This is a genomic window from Bacillus sp. 9.4, from assembly GCF_055486415.1.
In genome coordinates this window covers 459786-479467 of the sequence record NZ_JBVFMU010000002.1, presented here as the reverse complement: position 1 = coordinate 479467, position 19682 = coordinate 459786, and the positions used below count along the sequence as shown (strand labels likewise).

The window sequence follows — 19682 nt, the reverse complement described above, 5'->3', positions numbered from 1 at the left end:
ATGAAACAAGCGAAAAAACAGGGGATTTTAGAGCGTTTCTATTACTCTTCAGATGAAATCATTGAAAAGCCGTTTAACTGGGCTCAAATGTGGCGGCTGCTGAGCTATGTCAAACCATATCGAAAAACAATTTTGCCGCTTTCTTTTCTCACCGTATTAATTGGCACTGCTGTGAAGCTTGTGATCCCCATTCTGATCGGCGTTTATGTTCTTGATCAAGCGATTACAGGGAGAAACTCGGAGCTGCTGATTCAGCTCATTTTTATTATTAGCGGTTTATATGTCCTCAATTACGCCGCCAATGTGTTAAGAATCAGGTGGATGAATCAGCTTGGCCAGCATGTCATTTACGATTTGCGACAGCATTTATTTACCCATGTGCAGCGCTTATCCCATCGATTTTTTGATCAGCGGTCGGCGGGATCGATCTTAGTCAGGATCATGAATGATATTAACTCTCTTCAGGAGCTCTTTACAAGCGGAGTCATCAATTTGTTGACCGACTTGCTGCTCCTGGCCGGCGTGATTATCATTTTGTTTACGCTGAGCCCTGAGCTGACTATAGCCATCATGGTGACATTGCCGATTATGTTTTTTATTTCAACAAGTCTCAGAAAAAAAATACGCCGATCCTGGCAAACGGTACGGCTGAAGCAATCGAAGCTCAACTCTCATCTAAATGAAAGCATTCAGGGCATCCGGGTCACACAGGCATTTACGCAGGAAGAAGAAAACATGGCGTATTTTGACGGTGTCAATCAGGAGAATTACGAATCTTGGCGGGAAGCAACTAGAAAAAATGCCATGTTCCGTCCGCTGGTAGAAATGACGAATGCGATTGGGACGGCTGTCTTGATTTGGTATGGAGCCACACTCATCATGAATGAAACCATCACGATTGGCGTCTTCGTTTCTTTTGCTTTCTATCTGGGTATGTTTTGGGAACCAATTTCGAGACTGGGTCAGGTCTATAATCAGCTGTTAATGGGGATGGCATCATCAGAACGGATTTTTGAGTTTCTGGACGAACAGCCAAATGTCAAGGAGAAGCCCAATGCCGTTCATAATGAAAAGATAAATGGGGAGATCAGTTTTGAAGAGGTTGAATTTTCGTATGATGAAAAACGAAAAGCCCTTCACGCCGTTTCTTTCTCTATTCCGGCGGGCTCGACGCTTGCGCTTGTCGGGCATACAGGGAGCGGGAAGACGACGATTGCCAATTTAATCAGCCGTTTTTATGATGCGACCGGAGGCACCATTAAAATAGACGGTATACCGATTAAGGATCTTTCCCTTGCCAGTCTGCGCTCTCAAATCAGCATTGTCCTGCAAGATACATTTATTTTCTCTGGGACCATCATGGAAAATATTCGTTTTGGAAGGCCAAATGCTTCGGATGAAGAGGTGATGAAAGCGTCCCAAGCGGTCGGAGCGGATGAGTTTATTTCCGATTTAGCGGAAGGATACGCAACAGAGGTAGAGGAAAGGGGCAGCGTACTGTCTGCCGGTCAGCGTCAGCTTATTTCCTTTGCAAGAGCATTGCTCGCTGATCCGGCTATTATCATCCTTGACGAAGCAACGGCAAGCATTGATACAGAGACAGAAGTAAAAATTCAGCAAGCGTTAAAAACGCTTCTGAAAGGGCGTACAGCAGTGATGATCGCTCACAGATTGTCTACGATCCGCGACGCCGATCGGATCATTGTTCTTGATCACGGCAGGAAAATAGAAGAAGGGAACCATGATCAGCTGCTCGCTAAAGGAGGCATTTATGCCGGGCTTGTGAAAGCGCAATACAGCACAGCGATAGAATAATATGAAAAGCCTTTAATATTGAAGGCTTTTGGAAATTTATTAGAAAAACATGAAACTTTTTGATATCCTTCCCGTACTATTTGTTAGATATTCTCAAGGAGGTTTTGAAATGGAAACGAATGTAGAAAAAAACAGCGGAACGGCGACTGAAAAGCCTTCACTTTTAGGAGTAATCACAAGTCCGTCCGTTCAATTTGAAAGAATAAGAGAAAGGCCGGCTGTGTGGGGACCGCTTTTGATTGTTGCAGCAATTATCATCGTCGGTGCCGTGCTGCAATCACTCGGTACGGATTATAGTGAGCTTTTGAAAAGCCAGGATACGCAAGGGCTATCTGCTGAACAAATGGAAACTGTCGCAACAATAACCAAAGTTGGCGGAATGGTAGGCGCTATTATCGGCGGTATCGCAGCATTATTTATTGCTCCTCTTATTTATTGGCTCTGTGTAAAAGTATCAGGCGGTGTTACGACATATAAAAAAATGCTTTCTCTCGGTCTGTTTGTCTCTTTGATTAGCAGTCTCGGATTATTGGTTAATGGAATCGTTGCTTTTACGACTGACGTGAATCCTCTTTACAGCACGACGTCACTGGCAGGGATTATCCCATCTGACGGGGCTCTTGCCAGCGTGTTAAATACCTTTGAAATTTTCAGCATCTGGAGCTTTGTATTATTAGCAATCGGACTTCACAAAACGGGAGGCATCTCCAAAAAAGCCGGGTGGATTTCAGCAATCATTCTATTCGGAATTTTAGTTGTATTTTCGCTCTTTTCAGGTTTAATCAATTCTGTGGCGGGTGCATAGGCTCATGAAAAAAGTCTGGATCGGAATTGGAATCGCAGTTATAGTCGCTCTTTTTGTTGGAATCAATATATACCGGTCTGCCGCTCCAACAAGCGGCAGCGCCGGCAAGGAGATACAGACGGGGAGCGTTGAAGAAAATGAAATCTCATCAACGGTTATGGTTCCTGGCACGCTAAAATTTTCAAATGAACAGTATGTTTTTTATGAAGCGGATAAAGGGACATTAGAAGACATTAAAGTAAAGGAAGGTGATAAAGTTAAAAAAGGCACGCCTTTAGTCATCTATACAAATGAGCAGCTGAGCCTGGAAAAAGAACAGAACCAGTTAACGTCTGAATCCAACCGGCTTCAAATTGACCAAATTCAAGAAAAGTTAAAAGCCTTAGACAGCAAAGAAAGAGAACTGGAAAAACAGGTAGGAAAGAAAGAAGCAGAAAAACAAATCGAATCTGAACGAACAGAGCTTCAAATGCAGAAAAAAACAGCGGAGATCGAATTAAAACAAACCGAGCTTCAGCGGCAGTCACTTGCCAACCGGGTATCAGATCTTGAAGTGAAAAGCGAAATTGAAGGCACCGTTATTTCTGTCAACCAAGAAGCGGCATCCAAAAAGTCAGATATTCAAGAGCCTGTCATACATATCGGCAACCCAAAAGACCTTGTCGTCTCAGGGAAATTGTCTGAATACGATACATTGAAAGTCAAAAAAGGCCAGAAGGTCACACTCACTTCAGATGTAATACAGGGTAAAACATGGAAAGGCACGGTTTCCGCAGTCGGGCTTGTTCCGGATCAGCAGGAGAGCGCTGCGGCACAAGGAACAGAACAGGCGGTCCAATACCCGCTTCAAGTGAAAATAAAAGGAAATCTTCCAGAAGGAAAGCCAGGCTTTAAATTTATCATGAATATTGAAACAGATAAGCGGAAAGCAAATACGCTTCCTTCAAAGGCAGTCAAAAAAGAAGATGACCAATATTATGTGTATACAGTAAAAGACGGAAAAGCAAAGCGAGTTGATGTCAAAATCGGCGAAGTGACAGATGACCTGACAGAAATTAAAGAGGGGCTTTCCCAAGATGATCAAGTCATTTTGAATCCATCTGATCAGGTGACTGACGGAATGGAAGTGAAATCTTAAATGATTCAGCTTTCTAATGTGCGAAAAAGCTACCAGATCGGAAAGGAAACGTTTGATGTTCTCCATTCTATTGATTTGGACATTCATCAAGGTGAATATGTCTCGATTATGGGGCCGTCAGGATCAGGGAAATCGACGATCATGAATATTATCGGCTGTCTTGATCGGCCGACTTCCGGTACATATAAATTGGACGGCGAAGACATTTCTTCATATAAAGATAAAGAACTGGCGGCAGTCCGTAACCGGTCCATCGGTTTTGTATTTCAGCAATTTCAGCTTCTTCCGCGGTTGAACGCAAAAAAAAATGTCGAGCTGCCGATGATTTATTCCGGGATAGGCAAAAAAGAACGTCAAGAGCGGGCTGAGAGAGCATTGGAAAAGGTCGGGTTAGCCAATCGAATGCTCCACATGCCCAACGAGCTGTCGGGTGGGCAGAAGCAGCGGGTGGCGATTGCGAGGGCGATCGTGAATGAGCCGAAATTGATTTTAGCTGATGAACCGACCGGTGCGCTGGATACGAAAACAAGCGAGGCGATTATGGATCAGTTTACAGCATTAAATGCCGAGGGAACGACAATCGTTCTGGTTACTCACGAGCCTGAAGTAGCTGATTGCACGAATCGGATCGTCATGGTGCGTGACGGAAACATTGTTCCTGCCAGCTCCGGACAAAGGAGTGTGGGAGAATGAGCCTGTTAGAAAACATCAGAATGGCTCTAAGCTCTGTCCTTGCCCATAAAATGCGTTCGATCTTAACGATGCTCGGCATTATCATTGGTGTAGGCTCTGTCATTGTTGTCGTTGCGGTAGGACAGGGCGGCGAGCAAATGCTGAAGCAGTCGATCAGCGGCCCAGGAAATACTGTGGAGCTGTACTATATGCCTAGCGACGAGGAGCTTGCAAGCAACCCGAACGCCGCAGCTGAATCTACGTTTACAGAAAACGATATTAAAGGTTTAAAAGGAATAGAAGGTATTAAACAAGTCGTTGCTTCGACTTCTGAAAGTATGACAGCGCGTTATCACGAAGAAGAAACCGATGCTACGGTTAACGGAATGAATGATGGATACATGAATGTCAATTCTTTAGAAATCGAAAGCGGCAGAACATTTACCGACAATGACTTTCTCGCGGGGAATAGAGCCGGAATCATCTCTCAAAAGATGGCTGAAGAACTGTTCGATAAAACCTCCCCTTTAGGTGAAGTTGTCTGGATAAACGGACAGCCCGTTGAAATTATCGGCGTGCTGAAAAAAGAAACAGGCTTGCTTTCTTTCGATTTAAGTGAAATGTATGTGCCATTTAATATGATGAAATCCTCTTTTGGCACAAGTGATTTCAGTAACGTATCATTGCAGGTCGAATCAGCAGACGACATAAAATCGGCTGGAGAAGAAGCGGCACAGCTGGTAAATGACAATCATGGCACAGAGGATTCGTATCAAGTGATGAACATGGAAGAGATTGCGGCCGGAATTGGCAAGGTAACGGCAATTATGACGACGATTATCGGCTCAATTGCAGGTATTTCCCTTTTGGTCGGCGGAATCGGTGTCATGAATATTATGCTCGTATCAGTCACAGAACGGACGCGGGAAATCGGAATCAGAAAATCACTTGGTGCGACGAGAGGACAGATTCTGACTCAGTTTTTAATTGAATCAGTCGTATTGACGCTGATTGGCGGACTGATCGGGATTGGTATTGGATACGGAGGGGCCGCGCTTGTTTCAGCCATTGCGGGCTGGCCGTCACTCATATCCTGGCAGGTTGTATGCGGGGGCGTGCTGTTCAGTATGCTCATTGGTGTTATTTTCGGCATGCTTCCTGCAAATAAAGCCGCAAAGCTTGATCCCATTGAAGCGCTGCGTTATGAGTAGCCTCATGCAACATGCATGAGGTTTTTTTACGTTTAGTGATTTCTACTATGAATATAAAAGACTTTTTTCATTAAAATAAGAAGAAAATGTCGTACAATTGTCCTTATTTTTGTCGAATTTACAGTTTACAAACCCTATAGACATACGTTAATATGGATAAACGTGAAAGATTTTGATAGTTATTGAATGAATTTGAATGATTTTAGTTACCTAAACCGAAAATAGCGTTTACAATGAAATTGTATTCAAAATGAATACGTTTTCATTAGGAGGTGAAGCATGCTAACTCCTGAACGGCATCAATTGATTATTGATCAAATAGAAAAGCATGATGTGGTAAAGATTCAAGAGCTTATAAATCTGACTAATGCTTCTGAATCAACAATCAGAAGAGATTTATCGACACTTGAAGAACGCGGTTTTTTAAAGCGCGTTCATGGTGGAGCGGCCAAGCTTTCCGATATCAGACTTGAACCCGATATGCTTGAAAAATCATCCAAAAACCTTCACGATAAACTGAAGATTGCTGAAAAAGCAGCTTCTCTTTTAGAAGAAGGGGATTGCATTTACCTTGATGCAGGCACGACGACATTGCACATGATTGATTTTATGGATAAAACCAAAGATATTGTCGTTGTCACAAACGGGGTAATGCATATCGATGCATTAATAAGGAAAGAAATTTCTTTTTATCTGCTTGGAGGATACGTAAAGCACAGAACGGGCGCGATTATTGGAGGCGCTTCACTGATTGCCATGGACCAGTACAGATTTGACAAGAGTTTTCTGGGGACAAACGGTGTCCATACAGAGGCTGGATTCACAACGCCGGACCCTGATGAGGCCCTTTTAAAACAGAAAGCGATCAAACAGGCAAAACACGCTTACGTCTTAGCAGACCCTTCGAAGTTCGGAGAAATTTCATTTTCGGCATTCGCCGGAATAGGCGACGCAACAATCATTACGACTGACGCTGAAGAGCTTACATTCGATAATTACCAAGAAAAAACTGTCGTAAAGGTAGTGAAACCATGATTTACACTGTAACACTTAATCCATCTGTCGATTATATTGTTCACGTTGAAGATTTTACTGTAGGAGGCCTGAACCGTTCTTCGTATGATACCAAGTATCCAGGGGGCAAAGGCATCAACGTATCGAGACTGCTGAAAAGACACCATGTGGCGTCTAAAGCGCTCGGATTCGTCGGCGGATTTACCGGAGAATATATCAAAACATTTTTACGGGAAGAAAACCTAGAAACAGCTTTTTCTGAAGTAAAAGGGGATACCCGTATCAATGTAAAGCTGAAAACTGGTGATGAAACTGAAATTAACGGGCAGGGACCGACAATTTCGGATGCAGATTTCAAAGCCTTTTTAGAGCAGTTCCAATCTTTGCAAGAGGGAGATATCGTTGTTCTTGCAGGAAGCATTCCATCTTCACTCCCTCACGATACTTATGAAAAAATCGCAGAGGCCTGCAAACAGCAGAACGCACGAGTTGTTCTGGATATCTCAGGCGAGGCTCTTTTGAAAGCAACAGAAATGAAACCATTTTTGATGAAGCCAAATCATCATGAGCTTGGAGAAATGTTCGGCACGACCATTACATCTGTTGAGGAAGCCGTTCCTTATGGGAAAAAGCTTGTAGAACAAGGCGCTGAACATGTAATCGTATCAATGGCCGGAGACGGAGCGCTTCTGTTTACGAACGAAGCTGTTTATTTTGCTAACGTGCCAAAGGGGAAATTGGTAAACTCAGTCGGAGCAGGGGATTCCGTTGTTGCAGGTTTCCTTGCCGGAATTTCCAAACAGCTGCCGCTTGAAGAAGCATTCCGCTTAGGAGTTACTTCAGGCAGTGCTACCGCGTTCTCTGAAGAACTTGGAACAGAAGAATTTGTCCAGCAGCTTCTTCCTGAAGTTAAGGTCACACGTCTATAGAGGAGGAAACACAAGTGAAAATAACTGAGCTTTTAACGAAGCATACGATAAAGCTTAATATTGAGAGCAAAGAAAAAGAAAATGTTATTGACGAAATGGTCACTGTTCTTGATAAGGCTGGAAAGTTAAATGACCGACAAGCCTATAAAGAAGCCATTTTAAATCGCGAAAGCCAAAGCTCCACGGGTATCGGTGAAGGAATCGCTATCCCCCATGCGAAAACGGCAAGCGTTATCAACCCGGCGATCGCGTTCGGACGTTCAAAAGACGGCGTCGATTATGAATCATTAGACGGCCAGCCGGCTCACTTAGTGTTCATGATCGCGGCGACTGAAGGCGCAAACAACACTCACCTTGAAGCATTGTCAAGACTTTCAACGCTGTTAATGCGTGAAGAAATCCGTAAGCAGCTCCTTGAAGCTGAGTCTGAAGATGCCATCATCGACATTATTAATCAGCACGATAAAGATGATGACGAAGAGGAAGAGGAAGAAGAAGAAGCGGCACCAGCACCTGCCGGAAAAGGAAAAATTTTAGCGGTTACTGCATGCCCGACAGGAATTGCCCATACATTCATGGCTGCGGATGCCCTTAAAGAAAAAGCGAAAGAGCTTGGTGTGGAAATTAAGGTCGAAACAAATGGGTCAAGCGGCATTAAGCACAAGCTCACTGCCCAAGAAATCGAAGATGCACCTGCAATCATTGTCGCAGCGGACAAGCAGGTTGAAATGGAACGTTTTAAAGGCAAGCGCGTACTTCAAGTTCCTGTAACGGCGGGTATCAGACGTCCGCAAGAGCTTATCGAAAAAGCGATGAATCAAGATGCGCCGATTTATCAAGGCAGCGGCGGCGGTTCAGCAGCTTCAAACGACGATGAAGAAGCGAAAGGCAAGTCTGGAAGCGGTATCGGAAACGCGTTTTATAAGCACCTGATGAGCGGTGTCAGCAACATGCTTCCGTTCGTAGTCGGCGGCGGTATTCTCGTTGCGATTTCATTCTTCTGGGGAATTCACTCTGCTGATCCGAATGATCCTAGCTACAACACGTTTGCAGCAGCATTAAACTTTATCGGCGGCGACAATGCATTAAAACTGATTGTTGCAGTTCTGGCCGGTTTCATTGCGATGAGTATTGCAGATCGTCCTGGTTTTGCGCCTGGTATGGTCGGCGGATTTATGGCAACTCAAGCGAATGCTGGATTCTTAGGCGGCTTAATTGCCGGATTCCTTGCCGGTTATGTCGTGATTTTACTGAAGAAAGTATTTACGTTTATCCCTCAGTCACTTGATGGATTAAAACCTGTTTTGATTTACCCGCTGTTCGGTATTTTTATCACTGGCGTATTAATGCAATTTGTCGTTAATACACCTGTAGCGGCATTTATGAATTTCTTAACAAACTGGCTTGAAAGCCTTGGTACTGGAAACCTTGTGTTAATGGGTATTATCTTGGGCGGCATGATGGCGATCGATATGGGCGGCCCGCTTAATAAAGCAGCCTTTACGTTCGGTATCGCCATGATCGATGCAGGCAACTATGCGCCTCATGCAGCAATCATGGCCGGCGGTATGGTTCCTCCGCTTGGTATCGCACTTGCAACAACCATTTTCAGAAACAAATTCACTCAGCGTGACCGTGAAGCTGGTATTACATGCTATTTCATGGGAGCTGCTTTCGTAACAGAGGGAGCGATCCCATTTGCTGCGGCTGATCCGCTTCGCGTCATACCAGCTGCTGTAGTCGGTGCAGCTGTTGCCGGCGGATTAACTGAATTCTTCCGTGTAACGCTTCCAGCCCCTCATGGAGGAGTATTCGTAGCTTTCATTACAAACCATCCGATGCTTTACCTTTTAAGTATCGTGATCGGTGCTGTCGTGATGGCAATTATCCTCGGTATCGTCAAAAAACCTATTACAGAAAAATAAGAAAAAAAGCGTCCTTGGTTCGAAAGGACGCTTTTTCTTATCCGGCCGGCAGGGAGCGCGGTTAAGTTATGTATTTTATTCTTTTTTATGATAAAGTAAAAGAAGAGAAACAACTGACATAGCAATTGTCTAGGAGGAAACACTTTGACCGAGGAAAAAAATACGAATACTGAGAAAACGGCGAAGAAAAAAACCAATACGTACCTGGAATGGGGTAAAGCGATTGTCATCGCTGTTCTGCTGGCTCTCCTGATCCGTCACTTTTTGTTTGAACCGTATTTAGTTGAAGGTTCATCTATGTATCCCACATTACATGACGGAGAAAGGCTGTTTGTGAATAAAACAGTTAACTATATCGGCGAGCTGAAGCGCGGAGATATCGTTATTATCAACGGTGAAACTTCTAAAATCCATTATGTAAAAAGATTGATCGGAAAGCCTGGAGAAACCGTTCAAATGAAGGATGACACGCTTTATATAAACGGTAAAAAAGTAGCCGAGCCTTACTTGTCTAAAAACAAGAAGGAAGCAGAAAAACTTGGTGTCAGTCTGACAGGAGACTTTGGACCGGTTAAGGTTCCGAAAGGCAAATACTTTGTCATGGGAGATAACCGGCTGAATTCTATGGACAGCCGAAATGGGCTGGGACTGATCGCGGAAGATCGAATTGTCGGCACATCGAAGTTTGTCTTTTTCCCGTTTAACGAAATGCGTCAAACAAAATAAAAACGCCTTGCTGGCCTTTGGACAGCAGGCGTTTTTATTTTGAAAAAGAAGCGACTAATGCAATGCATAAAACCGTGATGAACACTGAACCGATAATAGCTAGCACACTGAAGAAAAGGTGAACCTGTTTGTTCTCTTTTCCGCGCTTTTCTAAAAGCCGTTTAGAAAAAATGTGCGAAAATATGTAAATAAGGGCTATGCCTATATATAAGCCGATATCTTTGGCGGTAAAGCCTGTTACGGCAAGGTAAAAGCCCGTAAAAAAGATCAGTAAGCAATATTCAGTAAGTGTTAAAAGCCTCAACGTGTTCCTCCATGAGAGTGTGTAATTTTCCAGGCGGATGCATTCTCTCTCTTTAATTGTAACACAGCTGGCTGGTTTGGGTGTATAAGTGTTTTCTCTCTGTTTTATCAGGGAATCATTTCTCTTGCCCTGCATTCATGGTATACTTTTATTGATGATAGACATGATGGAGGATAATAAATGATTGCTGTAAATAATGTAAGCTTGCGGTTTGCGGATCGCAAGTTATTTGAAGATGTTAATATTAAATTTACCCCAGGCAACTGCTATGGGTTAATTGGTGCAAACGGTGCCGGTAAATCAACGTTTCTAAAGGTGCTGTCAGGCGAAATCGAGCCTCAGACAGGCGACGTGCATATGAGTCCTGGCGAGCGTCTTGCCGTCTTGAAGCAGAACCATTTTGAGTACGAAGAGTATGAAGTGCTGAAAGTGGTCATTATGGGCCACAAACGCCTGTATGAAGTCATGCAGGAGAAAGACGCTATTTACATGAAGCCTGATTTCTCAGATGAGGATGGGATTCGTGCTGCTGAGCTAGAAGGTGAATTTGCGGAACTGAACGGTTGGGAAGCGGAAAGTGAAGCTGCGATCCTGTTAAAAGGTCTTGGTATCTCAGAAGATCTGCACACAAAAAAGATGGCAGACCTCGGCGGTTCGGAGAAGGTAAAAGTTCTCTTGGCACAGGCATTATTCGGCAAGCCGGATGTTCTGCTGCTCGATGAGCCGACGAACCACCTGGACCTTCAGGCAATCCAGTGGCTTGAAGAGTTTCTGATTAACTTTGAAAACACAGTTATTGTCGTATCCCATGACCGTCACTTCTTAAATAAAGTATGTACGCACATTGCCGACCTTGATTTTAACAAAATTCAAATCTATGTCGGAAACTATGATTTCTGGTACGAGTCAAGCCAACTGGCGTTAAAGCTTTCTCAAGAAGCGAACAAGAAAAAAGAAGAGCAGATTAAACAGCTTCAAGAGTTTGTCGCTAGATTCAGCGCCAATGCGTCTAAATCTAAGCAGGCTACATCAAGAAAGAAACTTCTCGAAAAAATCACGCTGGATGATATTAAACCGTCTTCCCGCCGCTATCCTTATGTTAACTTCACGCCGGAACGGGAAATCGGAAATGATGTTCTTCGCGTGGAAGGCTTAACAAAAACAATCGATGGCGTAAAGGTGCTTGACAATGTCAGCTTTATTATGAATCGAGAAGATAAAATTGCTTTCACTGGCCGAAACGAACTTGCTGTTACTACGCTGTTTAAAATCATTTCCGGGGAAATGGAAGCTGACAGCGGAACGTTTAAATGGGGTGTTACCACATCTCAGGCATATTTTCCAAAAGACAACAGCGAATATTTCGAAGGCAGTGATCTGAACCTTGTAGACTGGCTTCGCCAATATTCTCCGCACGACCAAAGTGAGAGCTTTTTACGCGGTTTCTTAGGACGCATGCTGTTCTCCGGAGAAGAAGTCCACAAAAAAGCAAATGTACTTTCCGGGGGAGAAAAGGTCCGCTGTATGCTGTCGAAAGCGATGCTTTCTGGCGCCAATATTTTAATTTTGGATGAGCCGACTAACCATTTAGACCTAGAGTCCATTACAGCGCTCAATAACGGCTTAATCAGCTTTAAAGGCGCTATGCTGTTTACTTCCCATGACCATCAGTTTGTGCAGACCATTGCCAACAGAATTATAGAAATTACACCTAACGGCATCGTCGATAAGCAAATGAGCTATGACGAGTTCCTTGAAAATGCTGATGTGCAGAAAAAATTGACTGAACTATACGCGGAATAAAAAAGCAGAGATTTCTCTGCTTTTTTTGATACCTAAATATGAAAGGAGATCACAACATGAAATTTTTGGTTGTCGGAGCAGGTGGAGTAGGCGGGTATATTGGCGCACGGCTTTCGGAGAAAGGAAATGATGTGACATTTCTTGTGCGCCAAAAAAGAGCTGAGCAGCTGAAAGAAACCGGGCTTGTCATCCATAGTGAAAAAGGGAATGTATCATTTCAGCCCGAACTAATCAGTGCTGGAGAAACAGGGCAATTTGATGTCGTTATCATTGCTTCTAAAGCATACTCACTTGGTCAAGTGATAGAGGATGTTAAACCATTTATCCATCAGGAATCTGTCATTATCCCTTTCTTAAACGGGTACCGCCACTATGAGCAGCTATTTGTGGCATTTTCAAAAGAACAGGTGCTGGGCGGCCTGTGTTTTATAGAAAGTGCTTTAGACAACAAAGGAGAAATTCATCATACGAGCGCATCACATCGTTTTGTATTTGGAGAATGGAACGGCGAGCGTACGGAGCGAATAAGAGCGCTTGAAGAGGCATTTTCAGGTGTGAAGGCTGAAGTCATCATTAGCGGGCATATCGAGAAGGACATGTGGAAAAAGTATCTCTTTATTGCAGCGCAAGCGGGGATCACAACGTTATTTCAACGACCGCTTGGCCCAATCCTCGCCACAGAAGCCGGACGTCACACGGCTCAAACTCTTATTGGGGAAATTTGCGCTGTTTTACGAAAAGAAGGTGTTCCGGCTGATCCGGCTCTTGAGGAAGAGAGCTTTCGTACGATGACCAGCATGTCTTACCATATGAAGTCCTCCATGCTTCGGGATATGGAAAACGGCCAAACGACAGAAGGCGACCACCTGCATGGATTTTTGCTTGAAAAAGCAAAACGTCTATCTCTTGCAGTACCAGTATTAGAAACCGTTTATGCGAATCTGCAAATGTATGAAGCAGAAAAATAAAAAAAGGAGGCGAAAAAGCCTCCTTTTATTTACTTAAAAAGCCCAATTTCCGTTTCTGAAGATAGGCTCTCTTTTCCCGTCTGCCGTAATTCCGTCAATATTCATATCCTTAGAACCGATCATAAAGTCTACGTGTGTAATGCTTTCATTTAGGCCTTCTTTGACAAGCTCTTCACGAGACATCTGCTTTCCGCCTTCAATATTAAAGGCATAGGCGCTTCCGATCGCCAAATGATTTGACGCGTTTTCATCAAACAGCGTGTTATAGAAAAGAATGTTTGATTGTGATATAGGCGAATCGTAAGGAACAAGTGCCACTTCACCTAAATAGTGAGAACCTTCATCTGTTTCCACCAGTTCTTTTAAAATATCCTCACCTTTTTCAGCTTTAATGTCGACTATACGGCCATTTTCAAACGTCAGGGTGAAATTTTCAATAATATTTCCGCCGTAGCTTAATGGTTTTGTGCTTGATACCACTCCGTCAACCCCGTCTTTTTGCGGCAGCGTGAACACTTCTTCTGTCGGCATATTGGCCATAAACTCATGGCCGCTTTCATTCACGCTTCCCGCACCTGCCCAAACATGCTTCCTAGGCAGCTTAATTGTTAGATCAGTTCCTTCTGCTTGATAATGTAAGGCAGCGTAATGTCTCTCGTTCAAATGGTCAACTTTTTCATGAAGATTTTGGTCATGATTGATCCACGCCTGAACCGGGTTGTCTTCATTTACGCGCGTCGCTTTAAAAATTTCTTCCCACAGAAGGTGGATCGCTTCCTCCTCTGATTTGCCAGGAAACACTTTGTGAGCCCAGCCTGCTGATGCCGCACCTACGACAGTCCAGCTGACTTTGTCTGATTGAATATATTGTCTGTATGTATGTAATGCTTTGCCTGCTGCTTTTTGGAATGCCGCAATCCGTTTGGAATCTATACCTTTTAGCAAGTCTGGGTTTGACGACACAACTGAAATGAAAGCAGCTCCATTTTTGGCAAGCTCTTCTCTGCCTTTTGCTTCCCATTCAGGATATTCTTCAAATGCTTCAAACGGCGCTAATTCGTATTTTAATTTGGCGACTTCGTCATCCTGCCAATTCACGGAGACGTTTTTTGCGCCCTTTTCATATGCGTGTTTTACAATTAAACGAACAAAATCCCGGACGTCTGTTGAAGCATTGACGACTACATACTGGCCTTTTTGGACATTAACGCCGACTTCTACCGCCAGCTGTGCATATGTATTTAATTTCTGTGAAAATGAATCCATGAATCATTCCTCCAAGCTTTTTTCTCATCATATCAAATATGATCCTATAAAGGAAAGAAGGAGCCCAAAGTGAAAAACCCAAAACGACACGTCTTGGGTTTTTTCAATATTATGGATGATTCAGTTTTACAGTGCCGCCTGCAGGCGAATGGGGCATATTTGCCAAAGAAATGCTCATGCCTCCAAGAATAATTCCGCTTAAAATGGCTGCGATCGCTACTCTTCTTCCTAAATCTCTTAGCATCTGTTTCCTCCTTAACGTTTCTCCATTTCCCACAATATGAAGGAAGTGAGGAAAAAAGAAGCAAGAAATTTGCCGCGTGTGAGAATTTTGCGGGTAAAGACTATTTAATTGCCTTTTGCAGCTTATCAATCACTTCTAAAGAACGGCCCGTGCCGATTGCTACAGATTCAAGCGGGTTTTGCGCCACGTGTACAGGCACGACAATCTCTTCTGTGAGCCATTCTTTAATTCCATTAAGGAGCGCGCCGCCGCCTGTTAAAATAACGCCGCGATCAACAATATCTCCGCTCAATTCAGGCGGGCAGTCCTCAAGTGTCGCTCTGATGGCTTCAAGGATATGCAGAAGGGATTCACGCATTGCATCTTGAATTTCGTTGGATTGAAGCATAATGGTTTTTGGAAGACCTGTCACGAGGTCGCGTCCCCGAATTTCCATTGCCTCTGGTATATGTTCAATCAGAGCATGGCCAATTTCCATTTTTACCTGCTCAGCTGTGCGTTCGCCGATCAGCAAATTGTATTTTTTACGGACGAAAGAAACGATATCCTCATCAAGCTGGTCTCCGCCGATCCTGATAGAATGGCAGGAAACAACGCCACCGAAGGAAATAATAGCGACCTCTGTCGTCCCTCCGCCGATATCTACTACCACATTGGCAACCGGCTCATCAACCGGTAAATCCGCTCCGATGGCAGCTGCGACTGGCTCTTCGATTAAATGAACGTTTTTCGCGCCGCAATTTTTCACTGCGTCACTGATGGCGCGGCGTTCTACTGCTGTTGAGCCTGACGGTGTGCAAACGACTACGTTCGGTTTTCTGAACGACATGCCGATGCTTTTTGCGGCTTTTTTCATAATGTGCTTTAGCAGATCAGTTGTCATATCATAGTCTGCGATCACGCCATCTTTCATCGGTCTGACAGCGACAATTTTTCCCGGTGTTTTACCGATCATGTTTTTCGCGTCAGCTCCGATTGCAAGCACTGATTTTGTAGTCGTATCCACTGCGACAACAGATGGTTCATTTAGGATAATCCCTTTATTTTTGCTGTAAACAAGTATATTAGCTGTTCCTAAGTCAATCCCGATTTCAGTTGATTGAAACATGTTTTCACCCAATCTCTATCCTAATTTAATATGATTCTACATTTAAAGTTTCTCAGAAATACTGCGATTTTTGGGGGTGTGCGTCGGTAAAGAAATGTTTTTGTAAAAAATCAAGGAACTGTGTAACAGAAGTAATACATTTTTCGGTTTTATGGAAAAAATATCTTGTAATTCTTATAGAAAGCGGGAAACTTTTTCAAAGTTTCATTCGTCTACGATATATTGAGGTACATCCTTAAAACATTACATGAGAAAAGAAACATTTAAAGGAAGAAGGGTTTTTATGAAATCAATAGGTGTTGTGAGAAAAGTAGATGAATTAGGCCGCATTGTCATGCCGATTGAGTTGAGACGGGCATTGGATATTGCCATAAAAGACAGCATTGAGTTTTTTGTTGACGGAGATAAAATTATCTTGAAAAAGTACAAACCTCATGGCGTTTGTTTAATGACTGGAGAAATCACTTCAGAAAATAAAGAATACGGCAACGGTAAAATTACGCTAAGCCCTGAGGGGGCACAGCTGCTTCTCGAAGAAATTCAAGCCGCTTTAAAAGAATAAAATCATGCTAAAAAAGGCGGAGCGATATCATCTCCGCCTTTTTTGCGTGCCAATTTTTGATTACCGCCGCCTAAGATAAGACATCAAGATATTTGGTAATGAATGATTTGGGATACTTTACATATTTTACTCAATTATTTGTCGAAGAATGGTACAATAAGTAGAGAAACACAAGCGGCAGGTGGTCATATGAGAAAATATCAAGCTCGTATCATTTCCATCATTTTGGCAATGATTTTTATAATGTTTTGGGATTATTTATTTTATTTTATAGGCAAAAACCCGATTAATTGGCCTGTTGATATTGTGTATACTGCAGTCACGCTGGTAAGTGTCTGGATGTTGGCTTATTATATTGATGAGAAACAGCAGCTGGTTAAGAAAATGAAGGATAACGAATGGAAGTATAAACAGCTTTCTGAAGAAAAAAACCGCATCATGGATAATTTGCAGGAAATCGTATTTCAAACGAATGCAAAAGGCGAAATTACATATTTAAACCAAGCGTGGGCATCAATAACCGGCTTTTCAATCAGTGAATGTATGGGAACAATGTATAACGATTACTTCATAAAAGAAAAGCACGTAGCCGACCACATTAACACCCAAATCCAAAACAAAGCGTCTTCTGGCATGTTTACGGCAAAATACGTGACAAAAAACGGCACGATTTTTTGGGGAGAAGTTCATTATAAACTTTACTATGACCGGGATGACCAATTTACAGGCAGCCTGGGTACAATGTCAGATATCACTGAGCGGAAAGAGGCTGAAGATGAGCTCATTGAGATTAATGAACGGCTGGCGAGGGAATCCCAGAAACTATCAATCACAAGTGAACTTGCCGCAGGTATTGCTCATGAGGTCAGAAACCCTTTAACATCTGTCAGCGGTTTCCTCCAGATTATGAAAACACAATATCCGGACAGAAAAGACTATTTTGACATCATCTTTTCAGAGATTAAAAGAATCGATTTAGTGCTCAGCGAGCTGCTGCTGCTTGCAAAACCGCAGGCAATCACATTTAAAATACACCAGCTTAATGAGATCTTGAAACAAGTCACGACATTGCTTGATACCAATGCCATTCTGTCCAATATCGTCATAGAGAAAAATTTCAAAGAGACAGATGGCTGTATGATTAATGGAGACGAAAATCAGCTGAAGCAGGTCTTTATCAACATCATTAAAAACGGAATTGAGGCAATGCCAAAGGGCGGTGTCGTAACCATTTCAACTGCTAAAACCGCCTCTCATGCAGTGATAAGCGTAAAGGATGAAGGAAACGGCATGCCGCAGGAAAAGCTGAAGCAGATTGGCAAACCTTTTTATTCAACAAAAGAAAAGGGCACTGGACTGGGACTTCCCATTTGTTTGAGAATCCTGAAGGAACATGACGGGGAATTGAAAATCGAAAGTGAAGCTGGAAAAGGCAGCGTCTTTCAAGTGGTTTTGCCTTTAAAATCAGACAGCTGAGAGGAGAAAAATAAAGTGAACTCGCTTCTGTTTGTATACGGGACATTAAGAAAGCATGAAAAAAACCATCATTTGCTGGCACAATCGGCATGTATCAATGAGCAGGCGAGAACAAAGGGAAGTTTGTTTGCTGCAAAAGGGGAGCCCACAGCTGTTTTAAATGGTGAAGGCTATATATACGGCGAAGTATATGAAGCGGATGAATTGTGTATACATAAGCTCGATCAATTTTTTCAAGGATATCATAAACAAACGGTGTTTGTAGAAACGGATGTCGGGATTAAAAATGCGCTTATTTATTTTATGAACAAAGAAGGGTGTGCCGGTTTTACGAAAATAAGCAGCGGCGACTGGAAAGAACATCAGATGATCAGCAAATCGAAAAATCCCATTTATTATTTTGCCTATGGATCATGCATGGATAATGCCCGCTTTCAAAAAGCGGGAGTCGATCACTATTTTCAAGATCCAGTAGGAAGAGCTGTTTTAAAAGGATACACAACCCGCTTCACGCTAAAAAGGGAAGACGGTTCAAGAGCGGACATGTTGGAAGACGGAGGAACAACAGAAGGCGTTTTATACCGTATCCCTTATTCTGCTCTCTCCTATCTATATAAAAGGGAGGGCGTCGAATCTCTTACGTATCGGCCGGCATTTGTAGACGTTGAAGCTGGCGGAAGGCACTACAAAGACTGTTTAACCTTTCTCGTCCTCCAAAAAGAAGCGGAAATTGCCCCGCCTCAGCACTATCAGATTGAAATCGAACGCGGAGCGGAGCTGTATTTGTCGCCTGAGTTTACTGAAAAGCTCAAGCGGCATATGAATTCGCTGCCAAAAGGATAACACTGTAACAAAAGAATATGATAAAATTTGATCAATATCATGTCATATAAAGGAGCACCACGATGAAAAAAGAATTTGCGGTAATTGGGCTGGGCCGTTTTGGTGGCAGTATTTGCAAAGCATTAAGCGAAGAAGGCGTCGAGGTTATGGCAATGGATATCGATGAAGATAAAGTCAACGAGTATGCCAAGATTGCATCTCACGCAGTTATCGGTGATTCGACAGACGAATCTGTCCTGAAAAATTTAGGCCTGCGAAATTTTGACCACGTTATTGTAGCAATCGGGGAAAATATTCAAGCGAGTATTTTAACGACACTCATTCTGAAAGAACTTGGCGTCCATACGATTACAGTTAAAGCGCAGAACGATTATCACGAAAAAGTGCTGTCTAAAATTGGTGCGGATCACATCGTCCACCCGGAACGCGATATGGCAAAACGAATTGCGCATAATATCGTGTCCAACAATGTACTTGACTATTTGGAGCTGTCTGAAGAGCATAGTCTTGTTGAAATCGTAGCTAACAGCCGCCTGGCTGGAAATACGCTTCTCGATTTAGATATTCGCGCAAAATACGGTATTAACATCGTAGCCATAAAAAGGGGCAAGGAAGTCATCGTATCACCGCTTGCAACCGAAGTCATCCACCAAGAAGATATACTCATTGTTATTGGATCAGTTACAGACATCTCCCGTTTCGAAAAAAGAGTTCTTCATACAAAATAGCAGCCAAATAAGCCGTCCTCAAAGGGCGGTTTTTCATATTATCAGAATATAACAACTTTAATGAACTGAGCGTCAATTTCTTAAAATTTCATTGACTAAGCACAGGCGTTCCGATAGCATATTGTACCATATAATAAAAAAAGGA

The 19682-nt window shown here is 43.0% G+C and carries 19 protein-coding genes; 15 read left to right on the top strand and 4 right to left on the bottom strand.

The window, feature by feature from the left end:
- From ACZ07B_RS08945 to sipT, 9 genes are all read left to right on the top strand, one after another.
- Positions 1-1815: an ABC transporter ATP-binding protein gene (locus ACZ07B_RS08945; protein WP_134155353.1), complete on the top strand. Its 1815-nt coding sequence runs from the start codon at positions 1-3 to the stop codon at positions 1813-1815.
- A gap of 109 nt (positions 1816-1924) precedes the next feature.
- Positions 1925-2620, top strand: coding sequence for a YknW family membrane protein (gene yknW / locus ACZ07B_RS08940; protein ID WP_130572305.1), 696 nt, complete (start codon positions 1925-1927; stop codon positions 2618-2620).
- Between the two features lie 4 nt (positions 2621-2624).
- The gene (locus tag ACZ07B_RS08935; protein ID WP_217002525.1) at positions 2625-3758 is read left to right on the top strand and encodes an efflux RND transporter periplasmic adaptor subunit; all 1134 of its coding nucleotides are present in this window, start codon (positions 2625-2627) and stop codon (positions 3756-3758) included.
- Positions 3759-4451 carry an ABC transporter ATP-binding protein YknY gene (yknY, locus tag ACZ07B_RS08930; RefSeq protein ID WP_124059814.1) on the top strand — a complete coding sequence of 231 codons (693 nt, stop codon included), beginning with the start codon at positions 3759-3761 and terminating at the stop codon, positions 4449-4451.
- On the top strand, positions 4448-5641 hold the full coding sequence (gene skiZ / locus ACZ07B_RS08925; protein ID WP_185184304.1) for a sporulation-delaying-protein transporter subunit SkiZ: 1194 nt from the start codon (positions 4448-4450) through the stop codon (positions 5639-5641). The genes yknY and skiZ overlap by 4 nt, the downstream gene beginning before the upstream one ends.
- Positions 5642-5920: 279 nt before the next feature.
- Entirely contained in the window at positions 5921-6676 is a 756-nt protein-coding gene (locus tag ACZ07B_RS08920) for a DeoR/GlpR family DNA-binding transcription regulator (RefSeq protein WP_014476685.1), read from the top strand.
- Positions 6673-7584: a 1-phosphofructokinase gene (pfkB, locus tag ACZ07B_RS08915; protein ID WP_217002524.1), complete on the top strand. Its 912-nt coding sequence runs from the start codon at positions 6673-6675 to the stop codon at positions 7582-7584. Before ACZ07B_RS08920 ends, pfkB begins: the two co-directional genes overlap by 4 nt.
- Before the next feature lie 14 nt (positions 7585-7598).
- Positions 7599-9509: a PTS fructose transporter subunit IIABC gene (locus tag ACZ07B_RS08910; RefSeq protein WP_217002522.1), complete on the top strand. Its 1911-nt coding sequence runs from the start codon at positions 7599-7601 to the stop codon at positions 9507-9509.
- A gap of 144 nt (positions 9510-9653) precedes the next feature.
- Complete coding sequence (sipT, locus tag ACZ07B_RS08905; RefSeq protein WP_003232348.1) at positions 9654-10235, top strand: signal peptidase I sipT; 582 nt, start codon at positions 9654-9656, stop codon at positions 10233-10235.
- A 34-nt stretch (positions 10236-10269) separates the two neighbouring features.
- Here sipT and ACZ07B_RS08900 read toward each other — a convergent pair whose 3' ends face one another.
- Positions 10270-10539, bottom strand: a complete 270-nt coding sequence (locus ACZ07B_RS08900; protein ID WP_003232345.1) for a hypothetical protein — start codon at positions 10537-10539, stop codon at positions 10270-10272.
- A gap of 180 nt (positions 10540-10719) precedes the next feature.
- Here ACZ07B_RS08900 and ACZ07B_RS08895 point away from each other — a divergent pair, with 180 nt between their 5' ends.
- A complete protein-coding gene (locus ACZ07B_RS08895; protein WP_003232344.1) occupies positions 10720-12342 on the top strand; it encodes an ABC-F family ATP-binding cassette domain-containing protein in 1623 nt (540 codons plus the stop codon).
- Positions 12343-12398: 56 nt separating this feature from the next.
- Positions 12399-13310 carry a ketopantoate reductase family protein gene (locus tag ACZ07B_RS08890; RefSeq protein ID WP_217019655.1) on the top strand — a complete coding sequence of 304 codons (912 nt, stop codon included), beginning with the start codon at positions 12399-12401 and terminating at the stop codon, positions 13308-13310.
- Between the two features lie 33 nt (positions 13311-13343).
- Here the strand turns inward: ACZ07B_RS08890 and ACZ07B_RS08885 are convergent, their stop codons facing one another.
- From ACZ07B_RS08885 to mreBH, 3 genes are all read right to left on the bottom strand, one after another.
- Positions 13344-14576, bottom strand: coding sequence for an aminopeptidase (locus ACZ07B_RS08885; RefSeq protein ID WP_024572116.1), 1233 nt, complete (start codon positions 14574-14576; stop codon positions 13344-13346).
- 109 nt (positions 14577-14685) lie between these two features.
- Positions 14686-14820: a protein YkpC gene (locus tag ACZ07B_RS08880; protein WP_003238865.1), complete on the bottom strand. Its 135-nt coding sequence runs from the start codon at positions 14818-14820 to the stop codon at positions 14686-14688.
- Positions 14821-14920: 100 nt separating this feature from the next.
- Positions 14921-15928: a cell shape-determining protein MreBH gene (gene mreBH / locus ACZ07B_RS08875; RefSeq protein ID WP_024572115.1), complete on the bottom strand. Its 1008-nt coding sequence runs from the start codon at positions 15926-15928 to the stop codon at positions 14921-14923.
- Between the two features lie 283 nt (positions 15929-16211).
- On the opposite strand from mreBH, the gene abhA reads away from it, so the two are divergent.
- The 4 genes from abhA (at position 16212) to ktrC (ending at position 19537) form a co-directional block, all read left to right on the top strand.
- Positions 16212-16490, top strand: a complete 279-nt coding sequence (gene abhA / locus ACZ07B_RS08870; protein ID WP_003244728.1) for a transcriptional regulator AbhA — start codon at positions 16212-16214, stop codon at positions 16488-16490.
- Between the two features lie 189 nt (positions 16491-16679).
- Entirely contained in the window at positions 16680-17966 is a 1287-nt protein-coding gene (gene kinC / locus ACZ07B_RS08865; RefSeq protein ID WP_217019654.1) for a two-component sensor histidine kinase KinC, read from the top strand.
- 15 nt (positions 17967-17981) lie between these two features.
- Positions 17982-18809, top strand: a complete 828-nt coding sequence (locus ACZ07B_RS08860; RefSeq protein WP_130572310.1) for a gamma-glutamylcyclotransferase family protein — start codon at positions 17982-17984, stop codon at positions 18807-18809.
- Positions 18810-18871: 62 nt separating this feature from the next.
- Positions 18872-19537, top strand: a complete 666-nt coding sequence (ktrC, locus tag ACZ07B_RS08855; RefSeq protein WP_003222311.1) for a Ktr system potassium transporter KtrC — start codon at positions 18872-18874, stop codon at positions 19535-19537.
- Positions 19538-19682 lie beyond the last annotated feature (145 nt).